We start from the raw sequence: 16,455 nt of genomic DNA, 5'->3' as shown, positions 1-16,455 counted from the left end.
GAGCCCGTGGCGACGGGCAAGCGGGCGGGATCGAGGCGGGGCACCAAGCGCCGCGCCGGTTTCTCCCCCCGGCTGGCCCTGCTGGCCCTCGGCATCACGCTGCTCGTGGTCGCGTGGGGCTACCTCGTGTACGCCGCCATCGACTTCGGCGCGACCGCCCGCGGCGGCGACTCCGCGGCCTGGGCGTTCCTCGCGCTGGCCTCGCTCGGCGCGGTCGCCTGCCTCTTCGCCGGCCTGATGCTCATCGCCCGGCTGCTCCGCGAGCTCGGCATCACCTCCCCGCCCCCGCCGAAGGACCCGGAGCCCGACCGGCCCGTCGCTCCCGGCGGCCGGCGGGCCGCTCGCTGAGTCCTCGCCCTCCGGCCCGTCGGGTGGCTCAACGCCGGTGAGATTTCAGCGGCTGGCCGATGGAACTACCGGTGGGACGCTGAAACATCATCGGCCAACCAACAGGTTCAGCGGCCAGCCGATGAAACTCCCGCCACCGAAGCCGCGCACCGGCCCCCGGATACTGCCCCCGGGGATAGCCGCAGGGGCGGGGCCGCGAACGGCCCCGCCCCTGTCTTCCCCGGTTCGCCAGCCGGGGTCGAGGCGGCTGGCGACGTCTGTGGTGTGGCTGCTCCGCCTCAGGAGGCGGGGACGACCAGGCGCTGCCCGGCGTCGAGGACGGCGGAGTCGAGGGCGTTGAGCCGCTCGATCTCCCTCATCGTCGCGCGGACGTCGCCGTCGTCGGCGAGGTCGGCCGCGATGCCCCAGAGGGTCTCGCCGGTGCCGACCATGACCACGCGGGTGGGCTCAGGCGTGCCGGCCTCCTCGGTGGCCACCGAGCCGGCGGCGATGAACAGGCCGGCGGCCAGAACGGCCGTGAGCGCCAGGAGGAACACCGTCAGCCGGCCGCGGCGGGTCAGCCGCACGGTCGTGCGGGTTGCCGTGCGGGCGGGGGTCGCGAGGTGCGGGACGCGGGTGGCGGTGATGGTGCTCATGGGGACCTCCTGGGGAAGGGGCGGCCAGCCTGGTCGTGTCGATCTCGGTCTGAGCGATGTCTAACTGCGACCACCGACAGTGGGTGGTGCGAGCGACGATCGAGCAGACGTTCGATCGAACATGTGTACGACCGTAGAGCACGTGTTCGAACGAATCAAGGCTCGGGACGAACAAATGTTCGACCCGACCCTCGCGGCAGGAATCCGGCCGACGGACGAGATCGCACGGCCGGACAGGCGGAGATCAGCGCAGCCGGCGCCGCCCCTGGAGCGCGAAGGCGGCGATCGCGGGCCGCGACAGCGAGGGCGCGAGCTGACCGGCGCGCATGGCCGCGCCGCGCCAGCCGGGCAGGGTGCGGAGCACGCGACGCGACCCGACCAGGTCGACCGCGGCCTGCGCGGTCTCCTCGACGGTGAGCATCCGCCCGCCGGAGGTGACCAGGCGCTTGGCGTTGCCGTCCGGGCGCATCTGAGCGACCAGCGCGGTGTCGACGCCGTCGGGCAGCAACGCGTGGACGCGGACCCCGCGCGGGGCCTCCATGGACACCGAGGTGGCGAGCGAGACGACCGCGGCCTTCGTGGCGGCGTACAGGGAGAGGCCGGGGACCGGTCCGAGGCCGGACAGCGAGGCGGTCAGCACCAGGTCGCCCCCGCGCGGCCCGAACGCCGCGAGCGCCGCGCGGGTGCTCCACACCGCGCCGAGCAGGTTGACCTCCACGAGGCGACGCACCTGGTCGTCGGTGAGGTCGACCAGCGCGCCGTCGTCGCCGACGCCGGCATTGGAGAACCACGCGACCAGGTCGCCGTGGCTCGCCGCTTCCGCGGCCACCTCGGTGTGGGAGGACGCGTCGCGCACGTCCTGGCCGAGGCCGGCTGCGGCGCCGATCTCGCGCGCCGTCCGCTCGGCCCCCTCGGCATCCACGTCGGTGACGACGACGCGGTGCCCGCGCGCGACCATGAGCTCGGCGATCCCGCGGCCGATGCCGCGGGCCGCTCCGGTGACGACGCAGCTGGTGGTGTCCATGCGCCGATCCAACCAGCGGCGCGGTGGACGAACGCCTCTGTCCACAGGTCGCGACACGCCTTCGAACAGGTGTTTGAACACGGGGCCGGGAAGCCCTAGGTTGCTGTCCAGCACCCGTCCGCCGCCCCGCTACCCCCGAGAGGCACTCCCTCATGGCGAAGAACCCCGGCCCGAAGGTCACCGAGATGCCCGACGGCGCGCCCGACGTCACGGGGCTGACCCCGCGCCAGACCCGGATCCTCGCCCACATCCGCGACAGCATCGAGGGACGCGGCTACCCGCCGAGCATGCGCGAGATCGGCGACGCGGTGGGGCTGACCAGCTCCTCAAGCGTGGCCCACCAGCTGAAGGTGCTGGAGGAGAAGGGGTTCCTCAAGCGCGACCCCCACCGGCCGCGGGCGCTCGAGGTGTTCCTGCCCGAGGTGATGGCGGCGCGGCGGGCGATGTCCAGCGCCGACGACAGCTCGGTCGACGAGACCGGGGTCGGCGACCTGCTCCCCGAGGCGCAGTACGTCCCGATGGTCGGCCGGATCGCCGCCGGCGGGCCGATCCTGGCCGAGGAGCGCGTCGAGACCGTCTTCCCGCTGCCCAAGCAGCTCGTCGGCGACGGCCAGCTCTTCCTGCTCGAGGTCTCCGGCGACTCGATGATCGAGGCGGCCATCTGCAACGGCGACTACGTCGTCATCCGGCAGCAGCCGACGGCGAACAACGGCGAGATCGTGGCCGCGATGATCGACGGCGAGGCCACGGTCAAGACCTTCCAGCGCAAGGACGGCCAGGTCTGGCTGCTGCCGCACAACCCGGCGTACGAGCCCATCGACGGCACGCACGCCACCATCCTCGGCAAGGTCACCGCGGTCCTGCGCCGCATGTGATCTAGGTCCGTGCCCGAGTGCAGACCCGCGCGGATCCGCCGTTGCGGCGCGGCTCCGGCGGGGTCCCGGGGGCGACTCAGGGACAACGCGGATGCTTATCGGGGCCCGGATGCGGCAATGTTGGCCTTGTGAGCAGTCACAGCAGCACCGCGAGGTACCCACGCATCCGGCGTGGCGTGCTCGAGCTGGCGCTGGTCCTGACCCTCTACGTCCTCTACAGCGGTTCCCGGCTCTTCGCCGACGACGCGCTGGCGCCCGCGCTGGAGCGCGCCCGCGAGCTGCTCGACGTCGAGCGCCTGATGGGCCTGCACTGGGAGGCCTCGCTCAACCAGGTCTTCGTCGAGATAAAGGTCCTGGGCCTGCTGTCGAGCTACTGGTACGCCACCGCCCACTACGTCGTCACCGCCGCCGTGCTCCTGTGGCTCTACCGCCTGGGCCCGGAGCGATACGTGCCGGCGCGGCGCGCGCTGGTCGCCGCGACGCTGGTCGGGCTCGCGCTGTACCTGCTGCTGCCGACGGCGCCGCCGCGGTTCATGGACGGGTACGTCGACGTCCTGTCGCTGCACGCGGCCGACGGCTGGTGGGGGTCGGACGCGTCGGCGCCGAAGGGTCTGGGCGGGCTGACCAACCAGCTCGCGGCGTTCCCCTCGCTCCACGCCGGCTGGGCCCTGTGGGTGGCGCTGGTCGTGCAGCGGAACGCCCGGACCCCGTGGGTGCGCGCGCTCGGCTGGGCGCACGCGCTCATCACCGCCGTGGTGATCGTCGGGACCGGCAACCACTGGGTCCTCGACGCGGTCGCCGGGTGGCTGGTGATCGTCGTCGGCTTCCTCGTCGCGGCCCGCATCGGCCAGGGGCTCGACCGATTGCGAGCGGCCAGGGCGGAGGCGCCGGCCGACGCGACGGCGCAGGACCGCCGCACCCCCTCCTCCGTCTGACCTCCCGGCGACCGCCGGTTGAACAACCGGTGCACACCGTCGTCGGGGCATCACGTCCGGAGACCACCATCGTTGGGGGGTCGTGACCACGACCCAGCCCGGCCGACCGACGCCCGCCGGCGTCGGCCGCCGCACCGTCGTCGCCACCGGGGCCGCGGGCCTCGGCAGCGCGACGCTCGGCGGCCGCGCCGCCGCCCTCCCCTCCTCCCCATCACCGACCCCGTCCTCGCGGGAGGCAGCCGCAGCCGCCCGCCACCGGGTCTTCCAGCACGGCGTCGCCTCCGGCGACCCGCTGCCGGGCGCGGTGGTGCTCTGGACCCGGGTCACCCCGACCCCGGCCGCCCGTCCCGGCTCCGGCAGGGGCCCGCGCACCGAGGTGCGGTGGGAGGTCGCGACCGACCGCGGGTTCCGCACGGTGGTGCGCCGTGGCACGTTCGTCACCAGCGCGGGGCGCGACCACACGGTCAAGCTCGACGCGACCGGCCTGCGGCCCGCGACCTGGTACTTCTACCGCTTCACCGCTGTCGGCCAGCGCAGCCGCGTCGGCCGCACCCGCACCGCCCCGGCCACCGACGCGAGCCCGCGAAACCTGCGGTTCGGCGTGGTCTCCTGCGCCAACTACCAGGCCGGCTGGTTCAGCGCCTACCGCCACCTGGCCCGCCGCGACGACCTGCACGCGGTGCTCCACCTCGGCGACTACCTCTACGAGTACGAGGCCGGCTACTACGGCGCGGGCGACGTCATCGTCCGGCGCCACGAGCCGACCGGGGAGATCGTCTCCCTCGACGACTACCGGCAGCGGCACGCGCAGTACAAGACCGACCCCGACCTCCAGGACCTGCACGCCCGGGCACCGTTCATCACCGTCTGGGACGACCACGAGACCGCCAACGACACCTGGAGCGGCGGCGCGGAGAACCACACCCCCGGCAGCGGCCCCGGCGGCGAGGGCGGGTGGCGCCGGCGCCGCGCCCGCGCGCACCGGGCGTACGACGAGTGGATGCCCGTCCGCCTCGACGGCACCGCCCGCCTGGGTGACGGCACCCGCCTGCACCGCCGCCTCCGGTTCGGGACGCTGGCCGAGCTCAGCATGCTCGACCTGCGCACGCACCGCAGCCGGCAGGTCGCCGTGCCCGCGGTCGACCCGGCGGTCAGCGACCCCGACCGCACGATCACGGGGCGCGAGCAGATGCGCTGGCTCAAGGCCTCGCTCAGCCGCGACACCGCCCAGTGGAAGCTCGTCGGCAATCCGGTCATGATCGCGCCGGTCACCTTCGCCGCCCTCCCGGCCGACCTCGTCGGGCCGGTCGACGACGTCACCGGGCTGCTCCCCCGCGACGGCCTGCCCTACAACGTCGACCAGTGGGACGGCTACACCGACGACCGCCGCGAGCTGTTCGCGCACATCCGAGACCGCGGCATCAAGGACACCGTCTTCCTCACCGGCGACATCCACTCCGGCTGGGCCAGCGACCTGCCCTTCGACCGCGGCCTCTACCCGCTCGCGTCCGAGACCGCCGGCGTCGAGCTCGTCTGCTCCTCGGTCACCTCCGACAACCTCAAGGACATCCTCGGCGTCCCGCCCCGCACCGCCAGCGTCGCCGTCGAGCGGGTGATCCTCGCGGCCAACCCGCACATCAAGTACCTCGACTTCGACTCCCACGGGTACTCCGTCCTCGACGTCACCCCGGCCCGCGTGCAGATGGACTGGTACGTCATCGGCTCCCGCCTCGACCGCGACACCCCCGCGACCTGGTCGCGGTCATTCGCGACCCGCGCCGGCACCAACAAGGTCGTCGCCGTCGATCGGCCGGTGGCCTGATGTGCACGCCGCAGCAGCACCCCACGTCCACCGGACCGGCCGGACCGACCCGGCCGTCGCGACCGACCGGCGTACCGTCCTGAAGGTCGCGGGCGCGGGCGGCCTGGCGCTGACCTTCTCCACCGCGCTCGGCGCCCCGTCGTACGCCGCCGGCAACCGTGACCGCCGTCGCGCCTACGTGCTCGTGGTCGACGGGTGCCGCCCCGACGAGATCGACAGCGGGCTGATGCCCAACCTCGCGGCGCTGCGGGCCGGCGGCCGCCACTTCCCCCGCGCGCACTCGCTGCCCGTGATGGAGACGGTGCCCAACCACGTGATGATGATGGCCGGCGTGCGGCCCGACCGCAGCGGCGTGCCCGCCAACGAGATCTACGACCGGGCGCTCGGCGAGACCCGCACCATGGACCGGGCCCGCGACATCCGCACGACCACGGTCATCGAGCGGCTCAACCGCCGCGGGTTCCGCACCGGCACCGTGCTGAGCAAGGACTACCTCTACGGCGTCTTCGGCGAGCGGGCCACCCACCGGTGGGAGCCGTTCCCGCTGCTGCCCGTCACCGACCACGCACCCGACCTCTTCACGATGGAGGCGGCCCTCGGGATGGTCGAGGAGCTCGACCCGCACCTGGTCTTCGTCAACCTCGGCGACGTCGACCGGGTCGGGCACAGCGACCTGACCGGCGGCTCGCTGCAGGTGCTGCGCCGGGCCGCGCTGGTCTCGACCGACCTGCAGGTGGGCCGCTTCGTGTCGATGCTGAGGTCGACCGGGCGGTGGCAGCGCTCGATCGTCGTCGTGCTCGCCGACCACTCGATGGACTGGTCGCGGCCCGACCGGGTGGTGTCGCTGACCGCACCGCTCGAGGACGACCTGCTGCTGGCGGGCAAGGTCGCGGTGGCCCAGAACGGCGGCGCCGACCTCCTCTACTGGACCGGCCCCGCCCGCCAGCGCGACCGCGCCGTCGAGCGGATGCTGGCGGTCGCCCGGGCCACGCCTGGCGTGCTCTCGGCCCACGACCGGGCGCGGTCGCCGCGCCTGCGGCTGGGCCCGAACGCCGGCGACGTCGTGGCCTACTGCCGGGCGGGCTGGCGGTTCAGCGACCCCACCGTCGTCGCCAACCCGATCCCCGGCAACCACGGCCACCCCGCCACCCGGGCCATCCCGTTCTTCATCGGCGGCGGCCACCCGGCCGCGGCGCGGGCCGTCTCCTCGACGCTCGCCACCACCGTCGACGTCGCGCCGACCATCGCGGAGTTCTTCGGGCTGCGTGGTGCGCCGCGCGGCGGGTGGGACGGGGTGTCGCGGATCTGATCTCGGGTCGTCCCACGACCCGTTCCGGGCGTCGACGATCCTTCAATTGCGCCGGATTGTTTGGGAGCAAGCGCTTGCGCACCGACATTTCCCAGCAATTGCGCGATTGTTGACCGCGCCCGCCCGCCCGGCGGGTTTCGAGACAGGCCTTGCCGGCCTTCCTCAACCAGCCGGGCGGGCGCGGGATCAACCAGCCGAGCAGGCGCGGATCAGGCCTTCGCGGAGGCGGAGAGACGGGCCAGGGCCTTGCGGACGATGGCGGGGTCGGTGGTGGTCCACATCGGGGGCAGGCTGGCCTTGAGGAAGCCGCCGTACCGCGCGGTGGCCAGGCGCGGGTCCAGCACGGCGACGACGCCGCGGTCGGTGGTGGTGCGGATCAGCCGGCCGGCGCCCTGGGCCATCAGCAGCGCAGCGTGGGTGGCGGCGACCTGCATGAAGCCGTTGCCACCGGCCTGGTCGGCGGCCTTCTGCCGTGCCGACATCAGCGGGTCGTCGGGCCGCGGGAACGGGATGCGGTCGATGAGCACCAGCTGGCAGGTGTCGCCAGGGACGTCGAGGCCCTGCCACAGCGACAGCGTCCCGAAGAGCACCGTGTGCGGGTCCTCGACGAACTGCTTGGCCAGCTCCGGCAGCTGCGCGTCGCCCTGGGCGAGCGTGGTCAGGTGCGGCAGCCGCTCGCGGACCGCCTCGGCCGCGGTCTCGGCCGCCCGGCGCGAGGAGAAGAGCCCCAGCGCGCGGCCGTCGGCGGCGTCGACGAGCTCGACGATCTCGTCGAGCTGGGCCCCCACGAGGCCGTCGCGGCCCGGCGCGGGCAGGTGGCGGGCGACGTACAGGATCCCCTGCTGGCCGTAGTCGAACGGCGAGCCCACGTCGATCCCGCGCCAGGGCAGCACGGTGTCGGTGCGCTGGGCATCAGCACCTTCGTCGACGACCCGCTCCGACGGCTTGAGCCCGACACTGGTCGCGACCGACCCGAAGTCGCCGCCGAGCATCAGGGTCGCGGAGGTGAAGACCACGCTCTTCTCGCGCAGCAGCTTGTCGCGCATCGGGCCCCACACCTGCAGCGGGGCCACGCACAACCGCGGCGGCACCCGGTCGGAGCCCTCGGTCAGCCACAGCACATCCGAGTTGAGATCGGCGGCCATCCGCTCGGCGGTCGCGAAGACCTCCTGCACCGAGCCCTTGGCCTGCGTCAGCCCGGGGTCGGCGCCCTTGTCGCCCTTGTCGTCGCCCTTGGGGTACGCCGACAGGCAGGCGCGCGCCGCGTCGCGCACCAGCACCAGGGCGTCGCCGAGCTCGGCCGGCATCCGCTCGAACCGGCCCGGCCGGGCGTCGGTCATCGCCGAGCGCAGCGCCTCCGCGGCGTCGGCCAGGTCGTCGGCCTCCGAGCCGTCGACGTGGCGCTGGCTGCGCCGGGCGGCCCGCTCGACCTCGGCCGCCCACAGCTCGTCGGTCGCGGCCTGGGTGACCCGCGCGGTGAGCTCGTGGGCCTCGTCGATGACGACCGCGTCGTACTCCGGGATCATCGGCACGCCCTCGATCGCGTCGATCGCGAGCAGGCTGTGGTTGGTGATGACCAGGTGGGAGCGCTGCGCCTTCTCCTTGGCCAGCTCGGCGAAGCACTCCTGGCCGAAGGGGCACTTGCTCGCGCCGAGGCAATCGCGGTGGCTGACCGAGACCTGGCGCCACTCGCGGTCGGTGTGGCGCGGGGCGTTGTCGCGCTCGCCGCTGCCGCTCTCCTCGGCCTGCTCCTCGGCCCAGGCGCGCAGCTCGAGCACCTTCTGGCCCATCGAGCCCTCGGGCATCTGCACGAGCGCGCCCTGGTCGTCCGGCACGCCCTCGCGCACCCGGTGCAGGCAGGCGTAGTTGGAGCGGCCCTTGAGCACGGCGTAGGAGGTGTCGATGTCGCGCGCGGACTCGTCCTTCGCGACCGCCTCGACCAGTCGCGGCAGGTCGCGCTCGACGAGCTGGTGCTGCAGCGCGAGGGTGGCCGTGGCGACCACGACCCGGTCGGGGTGGAGCAGCGCGGGGACGAGGTAGGCCAGTGACTTGCCGGTGCCCGTGCCGGCCTGGACGAGCAGGTGCTCCTCGTCGGCGAGCGCGCGGGAGACGGCCTCCGCCATCCGCACCTGGCCGGCCCGCTCGGCGCCGCCGAGGGCCGAGACGGCACCGGCGAGCACCTCGCTGACCCGGGTGGTCGGCGCGGTCGACGAGGGGGCGGTGGGCGGCACCCGAGCACCCTAACCGCGGCTGCCGACACCGCCCGCCGCCGTACGCTCCGACTGTGGACGACGACACCTTCGACGCGGCCGGCGCCGCCGCAGCCACCCTCTCCGTCCCGACTGCGGACGGTCGCGTGCTGGAGGTGCTGACCGGTGGCGACGCCGACGGCTTCCCGCTCGTGCTCCACGGCGGCACGCCGACCGCGGCGGTGCGCCACGCCCCGTTGGACCGGGCCTGCGCCGACCTGGGCCTGCGGCTCGTGACGATGTCGCGGCCGGGCTACGGCGGCTCGACGCCCCGCCCGCTCTCCCTCGACGGCCCCCGGGTGGTCGACGACGTCGCCGACACGGTGGCGGTGCTCGACGCGCTCGACGTCGACGAGTTCCTGACGATCGGCTGGTCCGGCGGCGGGCCCCGCGCGCTGGCCTGCGCCGCGCTGCTGCCCGACCGCTGCCGCGCGGCCGCCACCCTGGCCGGTGTCGCGCCCCACGACGCCGACGGGCTCGACTGGGACGCCGGCATGGCCCCGGAGAACGTCGAGGAGTTCGCCGCCGCGGTGCAGGGGCGGGCGGCGTACGAGGAGCTGCTCGCGCGCACGCTCCCTCCGATCTTCGCAGCGACCGCCGACGACGTCGCCGCGGCGCTGGGCGAGCTGGTGACGCCGGTGGACGCGGCCGCGCTGGACGGTGCGTACGCCGCGTGGACGGCCGAGACGTTCCGCCGCGCCGGGGCCCAGGGTGTCGTCGGTGCCGTCGACGACGGGCTGGCGATCGTCGCGCCGTGGGGCTTCGACCTCGCCGACGTCCGCGTGCCGGTCGCGGTGTGGCAGGGCCGGCAGGACGCGATGGTCCCCTACGAGCACGGCGCGTGGCTGGCCGCGCACGTGCCCGGCGCGGAGGCGCACCTGTTCGAGGACGAGGGCCACCTGACCCTGCTCGCGCGGGTCGACACGATCCTGGCCGACCTCAAGCGGCTCGGCGGGGTCTAGCCGCCCGGCCTCAGACCGCGGTCGCCGCCCCGCCGGCGGCCGCCTCGGTGACCCGCGCGCCGGCGCGGTCGATGTGCTCGGGCGAGAGCACGTGGCCGATGGCGAGCGCCGCGGCGCCGATGACGCCCGCCCGCTCGCCGGCGCGGGAGGTGGTGACCGCGAGGTGCTGCGTGGCCAGCGGCAGCGAGCGCTGGTAGACGACCTCGCGGATCCCCGCCAGCAGGCTCTCCCCGGCGTCGGCCAGCGAGCCGCCGATGACGATCGCCGACGGGTTGATCATGTTGACCAGCGTCGCCAGCACCTCGCCGAGGTCGCGACCCGCCTGCCGCACCGCGTGCACGGCGCGCGCGTCCCCGCTGCGCACCAGCGCCACGACGTCGGCCGAGCCCGCCGCCTCGACGCCCGCCTCGCGCAGCGCCCGGGCGAGCGCCGGTCCGGCCGCCACCGCCTCCAGGCAGCCCTGGTTGCCGCAGCGGCACAGCACCTCCGCGGCCCGGGCCACCGCCACGTGGCCGAGGTCGCCGGCGGTCCCCTGCGCACCGCGCTGGAGCTGCCCGCCGGAGATCAGCCCCGCGCCGATGCCCGTGCTGACCTTGATGAAGACCAGGTCATCGACGTCGGGCAGGTGGGCGTGCTGCTCGCCCAGCGCCATGATGTTCACGTCGTTGTCGACCAGCACCGGCACGTCGAAGGCGCGCTGCACGTGGCCCGGCACGTCGTACCCGTCCCACCCCGGCATGATCGGCGGGTTGATCGCGCGGCCCGTGGAGTGCTCGACGGGGCCGGGCAGCCCCATGCCGATCGCGGCGAGCTCCCCGACCTCGCGGCCCTGGTCGGCGAGGAGCTCGCCGACGACCTGCTCCACCCAGCCGAGCACGTGGTCGGGGCCGAGGGCCACGTCGAGGTCGGCCCGGCGCTCGACCAGGATCGAGCCGCTCAGGTCCGACAGCGCGGCGGTGGCGTGGCTCGCGCCGATGTCGACGCCGGCCACGACCCAGGCCATCGGGTTGAGAGCGAGCAGCGACGGCGGGCGGCCACCGGTGGAGACCCCGCCGCCGTACGGCGCCACCAGGCCCAGCCGCATCAGCGTGTCGATGCGCGAGGCGATGGTCGAGCGGGCCAGTCCCGAGAGGTCCGCGAGCTGGGCCCGGGTGCGGGGCTGCCCGTCCCGGAGGAGCTCGAAGACGTCGCTGGTCCGCACGGCCGCAGTGTTCCACGCCCCCTTCTGGACGTCCAGCACGCGACTTTTGACGGACTATCGACAGAAGTGGGTGACGCGTGCCACAGTGCGGTCGTGACCACCACGTCGCCCCCCGAGAGCGCCGAGAGTCCCGAGACCCCCGGGACGCCTGGCCCGTCGGCCGCGCCCGCCGGCGGCGTCGTCCTGCGCGCCTCCGGGCTGACCAAGTCCTTCGCGGGGCACGCGGTGCTCGCCGACGTCGACCTCGAGCTGCGGGCCGGGCAGGTCCTCGGCCTGGTCGGCGAGAACGGCGCGGGCAAGTCGACGCTGATGAAGATCCTCGCCGGCGTCCACTCCCCCGACGCCGGGACCGTCGAGGTCGGCGGCGAGCAGGTGACCTTCAGCCACCCCGTCCAGGCCCAGCAGGCCGGCCTGTCCACGGTCTTCCAGGAGTTCAACCTCCTGCCCGAGCGCTCGGTCGCCGAGAACGTCTACCTCGGCCGCGAGCCCCGCCGCCGCGGCCTCGTCGACGTCGAGCGGATGCACCGCGACACCGAGGAGCTGCTCGCCGGGCTCGGCGTCACCGGCCTCCGGGCGGGGCAGCGGGTCCGCACCCTCTCGGTCGCCGAGCAGCAGCTGGTGGAGATCGCCAAGGCGGTCAGCTACGACGCCCGCGTCATCCAGATGGACGAGCCCACCGCGGCGCTCGCCGAGCACGAGGTCGAGCTGCTCTACTCCGTGATCGCCCGCCTCACCGCGCGCGGCGTCGCGATCATCTACGTCTCCCACCGGCTCAAGGAGGTCTTCGACCTCTGCGACATGATCACCGTCCTCAAGGACGGCCGGCAGGTGACCACCCGCCCGGCGGCCGACCTCGACGACGCCGAGCTCGTGCGGCTCATGGTCGGCCGGTCGATCTCGTCGTTCTTCCCCGACCCCCTGCCCGGCACCGAGGTCGGCGACGTGCTGCTGGAGCTGCGCGGCGCCGGCAACGGGTACGTCGACGGGGTCGACCTCACGCTGCGGGCCGGCGAGGTCGTCGGCATCGCCGGCCTGCAGGGCTCGGGCCGCACCGAGCTGCTGGAGGCGGTCTTCGGCGTCCGCCCGCTCACCCGCGGCACCATGCGGATCGGCGGGCGCGACGGGGGCCGCGACGTACGCCCCCGCTCCCCGCGCGCGGCGATCCGGGCCGGCCTGGCGATGGTGACCGAGGACCGGAAGGCCACCGGCCTGGCGCTGAACCAGACGATCCTCGACAACGCGCTCGGCGTCGTCCGCGCCGTCCTCCCCCGGCGCACGGGTGCGGCCCGGCGCGAGCTGCCCGGCCTGCTGTCCTCGCTCGAGGTCTCGGCCCGGGCGATGGACCAGGAGGTCCAGTTCCTGTCCGGCGGCAACCAGCAGAAGGTGGTGCTGGCCCGCTGGCTGGCCACCGAGCCCCGCGTCGTGCTGATGGACGAGCCCACCCGGGGCATCGACGTCGGCGCGAAGCACTCGATCTACGAATTGATGCGCGCGCTCGCGGCCCGGGGCGTAGCCGTCCTCATGGTCTCCAGCGAGCTGCCGGAGGTGATCGGCATGTCCGACCGGATCGTCGTGATGCGCGACGGGCGGGTGGCCGGCGAGCTGCCCGCCGGGTCGACCGAGGAGCAGGTGCTCCAGGTCGCGACCGGCGTCACCGGCGCCACGAGCGCCACCGGCGTCACCGGGGAGGCGGGCGCATGAGCACGCTCCTCCGGCGCGGGGCGCCGCTGACCTCCACCGGCATCGTGCTCGTGCTGCTGGCGCTCAGCCTGGTGGTCGGCTTCGTGCTGACCGCGGTCGAGGGCCGCAACTTCCTCAGCACCGGCAACATCTCCGCGCTCCTGACCGGCATCAGCATCCTCGGCTTCATCGCGATCGGGCAGACCCTGGTGATCCTGGTCGGCAGCCTCGACCTGTCGGTGCCGTACGTCGTCAGCCTGGTCAGCGTGCTGGCCGCCGGCACGATGGCCGGGCAGGACGGCAACGTGCTCCCCGCGGTCCTGCTCGCCCTCGCGGTCGCCGCGGCGATCGGGCTGGTCAACGGCGCGATCGTGGCCTACCTCGGCGTGCACGGGTTCATCGCGACGCTCGGCACCGGCCTGGTGATCAGCGGCTACCTCGCCACCAACTACCAGGGCAGCCACGGCTCCGCGCCGCGCTCCTTCCGCCTGGTCGGCGCCACCCAGGTCGGCCCGGTGCCGGTCTCCACGCTGATCCTGCTGGGCTGCGCGGTGCTGGTCGTGCTCATGCTCCGGCGCACCCGCACCGGGCACCACCTGTACGCCGTCGGCGGCAACCGCGAGGTCGCCCGCCTGTCCGGCATCCGCACGTCGGTGCCGGTCCTGGTCGCCCACACCCTCTCCTCGGTGCTGGCGGCGCTCGCCGGCCTGCTCCTGCTGGCCCGGCTCAGCGTCGGCAGCCCGACGATCGGCAGCCAGGGCGACTACGACCTGATGTCGATCGCGGCCGTCGTCCTCGGCGGCACGCTGCTGGCCGGCGGCAAGGGCAACGTCGTCGGCACCCTTGCCGGCGTCGCGATCTTCTCGGTCCTCGACAACGTCATGGGCGTGATGGGCGTCAGCGCCTTCCTCCAGGACGTCGTCCGCGGGCTCGTCATCGTCGTCGCGGTCGCCGTCTACGCCCGCCGCGAGATCGACCGCCGCCCCGCCCGGTTCGAACGGCCCACGGGCCTCGACGCCGCCCTCCAGGAGGCGAAGTGACCACCTCGACCCCGCTCCTCGACCGGCCCGGTCGCGCCCCGCTGGCCGACCACCACCGCAGCCTGGGCGGGCGGGCCGCAGCGGCGCTCGCCACCCCCGGCGGCGCGGTCTACGTGCTGGTCCTGCTCCTGCTGGTGGCCACGATCGCGGCGAACCCGAACTTCGGCGACCCGGGCGTGATCATCCGCTTCCTCGGCCGCACCGCGCCGATCGCGATCGCGGCGATCGGGCAGTACTACGTGATCGTCTCCGGGGAGTTCGACCTCTCCATGGGCGCGGTCGTCGCCGCCCAGGTGGTGATGGCCGGCAACCTGATCGGGCAGGACGACAGCCGGATCCTGCCGGTCATGGTGCTGATGCTCGCCGTCGGCGTGCTGATCGGCGTGCTCAACGGCCTCGGCACCACGCTCCTGGGCGTCCCCAGCTTCATCGTGACGCTCGGGATGATGCTGGCGCTCGGCGGCCTGGTCGACCACCTCACCGGCGGCGCGGCCACCGGCAACCCTGCCGACGCGTTCCGCGAGATCGGCCGCGGCGGCATCCAGGACGTGCCGGTCGTCGACGTCATCCCCTACCCGCTGCTGATCCTGGTCGTGCTCGGCGCGCTGGCGTCGTGGTCGATGCGCCGCCCGTTCGGCCGCAGCCTCGTCGCCGCCGGCGACAACGCCGACGCGGCCCGTGTCTCGGGCAGCTCGCTGTGGTGGCTGAAGACCCGCGCGTTCGTCATCTCCTCGCTCTCGGCGACCGTCGCGGGGATCCTGCTCGTCGGGTACGCCGGTGTGCACCCCTCGGTCGGCCAGGGCTACGAGTTCACCGCGATCACCGCGGTGGTCCTCGGCGGCGTGCTCCTCGGCGGCGGCCGCGGCTGGGTGCTCTCGGCCGCCGCCGGCGCGGTCGCCCTCGAGCTGCTGTTCGTCCTGCTGACGGCCCTCGGGGTGGAGTCCACGTGGCGCGCCACCGTCCAGGGGCTGATCATCATCGCCGCCGTCGCCGTGGCCGGTCGCGCCTGGCAGCGCGGCCGGCGCCCCCGACGTACCTCTCCCTCGTCTCGGCACCTCACCCACCACCAGCCCACCCCGGGCACAACCACAGGAGACAACTGATGCGCACACCGTTGCGAAGCAGGTCGCTCAGGGGCGCCGTGGCGTCCGTCGCTGCCCTGGCCGTCCTGGCCGCGTGCAGCACCGACGATTCCGTCGACGACCCCGCCCCCCAGGCGGGCGAGGAGTCGGCCTCCGAGACCGAGGAGTCGGGCGGTGGCGAGGAGTGGTTCGTCCAGGCCGACTTCGACGAGCAGGACGAGCAGCGCTCGGCGACGTTCGAGGGCGACCCCGAGCAGCCGTGGCTGCAGTACATCGACGGCGAGATGACCGACACCGCCGACTACACCTCGAAGAAGGCGCAGAAGGTCTGCTTCGCGAACGCCTCGATCTCCAACCCGTGGCGCCAGACCGGCTGGATCACGATGAACCAGCAGCTGAAGGTGCTCCAGGACGAGGGCGTCATCTCCGAGATGGAGACCCGCGACGCCCAGGACGACGACAACACCCAGATCGCCGACATCGACTACTTCATCAGCGAGGGGAACTGCGACGTCTTCGTCATCTCCCCGAACTCCACGGCCGCGATGACCCCCGCCGTCGAGCGCGCCTGCGACACCGGCAAGCCGGTCATCGTCTTCGACCGCGGCGTCGAGACCGACTGCTACACGACGTTCATCCACCCCATCGGCGGCTACGCCTGGGGCATCGACACCGCCAACTTCCTGGTCGAGAACCTCGAGGAGGGCGACAAGGTCGTCGCGCTGCGGATCCTGCCGGGCGTCGACGTGCTCGAGACCCGCTGGGCCGCGGCCGAGAAGATCTTCGAGGAGAACGGCATCGAGGCGGTCGACTACTTCACCGGCGCCGACCCCACCAAGATCAAGGGCATCATCACCGACGAGCTCACCAAGGGCGACGTCGCGGGCGTCTGGATGGACGCAGGTGACGGCGCCGTCGCCGCCATCGAGGCCTTCGAGGACCAGGGCGTCGACTACCCGGTGATGACCGGCGAGGACGAGATGAGCTTCCTGCGCAAGTGGGAGGAGACGGGCCTGACCGGCCTCGCCCCGGTCTACTCCAACTTCCAGTGGCGCACCCCGCTCCTGGCGATCTCCAAGATCGTCGCGGGCGAGGAGGTCCCGAAGGAGTGGGTGCTCCCGCAGACCCCGATCACCGAGGACGAGCGCGCGGACTTCCTCGAGGCCAACGACGGCATGCCCGACGGCCACTACGCGAAGTTCGGTGGCGAGGACCTGCCCGGCTACCCGCAGGTCTGGCAGGACCGCCAGATCCCGTGACCCCGCGTCCCTGAGGCCGGACCGGCCGGGGGTG

14 protein-coding genes are annotated in these 16,455 nt (G+C 73.8%); 10 read left to right on the top strand and 4 right to left on the bottom strand.

Features of this window, described 5'->3' with window-relative positions:
- Positions 1-6: 6 nt before the first annotated feature.
- Positions 7-348 (top strand): hypothetical protein, encoded by a 342-nt coding sequence (locus tag QWY29_RS01285; protein WP_300958843.1) that lies wholly within the window; start codon positions 7-9, stop codon positions 346-348.
- Positions 349-626: 278 nt separating this feature from the next.
- Here the strand turns inward: QWY29_RS01285 and QWY29_RS01280 are convergent, their stop codons facing one another.
- Positions 627-983 (bottom strand): LysM peptidoglycan-binding domain-containing protein, encoded by a 357-nt coding sequence (locus tag QWY29_RS01280; protein ID WP_300958842.1) that lies wholly within the window; start codon positions 981-983, stop codon positions 627-629.
- Between the two features lie 244 nt (positions 984-1,227).
- Entirely contained in the window at positions 1,228-2,007 is a 780-nt protein-coding gene (locus QWY29_RS01275) for an SDR family NAD(P)-dependent oxidoreductase (protein ID WP_300958841.1), read from the bottom strand.
- A gap of 152 nt (positions 2,008-2,159) precedes the next feature.
- Between QWY29_RS01275 and lexA the strand changes: the two genes are divergently transcribed.
- From lexA to QWY29_RS01255, 4 genes are all read left to right on the top strand, one after another.
- A complete protein-coding gene (lexA, locus tag QWY29_RS01270) occupies positions 2,160-2,882 on the top strand; it encodes a transcriptional repressor LexA (protein WP_300958840.1) in 723 nt (240 codons plus the stop codon).
- 176 nt (positions 2,883-3,058) lie between these two features.
- On the top strand, positions 3,059-3,817 hold the full coding sequence (locus QWY29_RS01265; RefSeq protein WP_300958839.1) for a phosphatase PAP2 family protein: 759 nt from the start codon (positions 3,059-3,061) through the stop codon (positions 3,815-3,817).
- 82 nt (positions 3,818-3,899) lie between these two features.
- On the top strand, positions 3,900-5,639 hold the full coding sequence (locus QWY29_RS01260) for an alkaline phosphatase D family protein (RefSeq protein WP_300958838.1): 1,740 nt from the start codon (positions 3,900-3,902) through the stop codon (positions 5,637-5,639).
- Between the two features lies 1 nt (position 5,640).
- Complete coding sequence (locus QWY29_RS01255; protein WP_300958837.1) at positions 5,641-6,948, top strand: alkaline phosphatase family protein; 1,308 nt, start codon at positions 5,641-5,643, stop codon at positions 6,946-6,948.
- A 209-nt stretch (positions 6,949-7,157) separates the two neighbouring features.
- On the opposite strand, the gene QWY29_RS01250 is transcribed toward QWY29_RS01255, so the two are convergent.
- A complete protein-coding gene (locus QWY29_RS01250; RefSeq protein ID WP_300958836.1) occupies positions 7,158-9,179 on the bottom strand; it encodes an ATP-dependent DNA helicase in 2,022 nt (673 codons plus the stop codon).
- Positions 9,180-9,232: 53 nt separating this feature from the next.
- On the opposite strand from QWY29_RS01250, the gene QWY29_RS01245 reads away from it, so the two are divergent.
- On the top strand, positions 9,233-10,159 hold the full coding sequence (locus tag QWY29_RS01245; protein ID WP_300958835.1) for an alpha/beta fold hydrolase: 927 nt from the start codon (positions 9,233-9,235) through the stop codon (positions 10,157-10,159).
- Positions 10,160-10,169: 10 nt separating this feature from the next.
- On the opposite strand, the gene QWY29_RS01240 is transcribed toward QWY29_RS01245, so the two are convergent.
- Entirely contained in the window at positions 10,170-11,360 is a 1,191-nt protein-coding gene (locus tag QWY29_RS01240) for an ROK family protein (protein WP_300958834.1), read from the bottom strand.
- Between the two features lie 93 nt (positions 11,361-11,453).
- On the opposite strand from QWY29_RS01240, the gene QWY29_RS01235 reads away from it, so the two are divergent.
- Genes QWY29_RS01235 through QWY29_RS01220 form a run of 4 tightly spaced genes read left to right on the top strand, consistent with a single transcriptional unit; the run spans position 11,454 to position 16,421 of the window.
- Positions 11,454-13,061 carry a sugar ABC transporter ATP-binding protein gene (locus QWY29_RS01235; protein ID WP_300958833.1) on the top strand — a complete coding sequence of 536 codons (1,608 nt, stop codon included), beginning with the start codon at positions 11,454-11,456 and terminating at the stop codon, positions 13,059-13,061.
- On the top strand, positions 13,058-14,080 hold the full coding sequence (locus tag QWY29_RS01230) for an ABC transporter permease (RefSeq protein ID WP_300958832.1): 1,023 nt from the start codon (positions 13,058-13,060) through the stop codon (positions 14,078-14,080). Before QWY29_RS01235 ends, QWY29_RS01230 begins: the two co-directional genes overlap by 4 nt.
- Positions 14,077-15,183, top strand: coding sequence for an ABC transporter permease (locus QWY29_RS01225; protein ID WP_300958831.1), 1,107 nt, complete (start codon positions 14,077-14,079; stop codon positions 15,181-15,183). The genes QWY29_RS01230 and QWY29_RS01225 overlap by 4 nt, the downstream gene beginning before the upstream one ends.
- A gap of 38 nt (positions 15,184-15,221) precedes the next feature.
- The gene (locus tag QWY29_RS01220) at positions 15,222-16,421 is read left to right on the top strand and encodes a substrate-binding domain-containing protein (RefSeq protein WP_300958830.1); all 1,200 of its coding nucleotides are present in this window, start codon (positions 15,222-15,224) and stop codon (positions 16,419-16,421) included.
- The last annotated feature ends 34 nt before the right edge of the window (positions 16,422-16,455 follow it).

Source organism: Nocardioides abyssi (assembly GCF_030412915.1).
Lineage (GTDB): Bacteria > Actinomycetota > Actinomycetes > Propionibacteriales > Nocardioidaceae > Nocardioides > Nocardioides abyssi.
The sequence above is the reverse complement of the archived record's forward strand: the minus strand, read 5'-3'. Positions and strand labels throughout refer to the sequence as shown.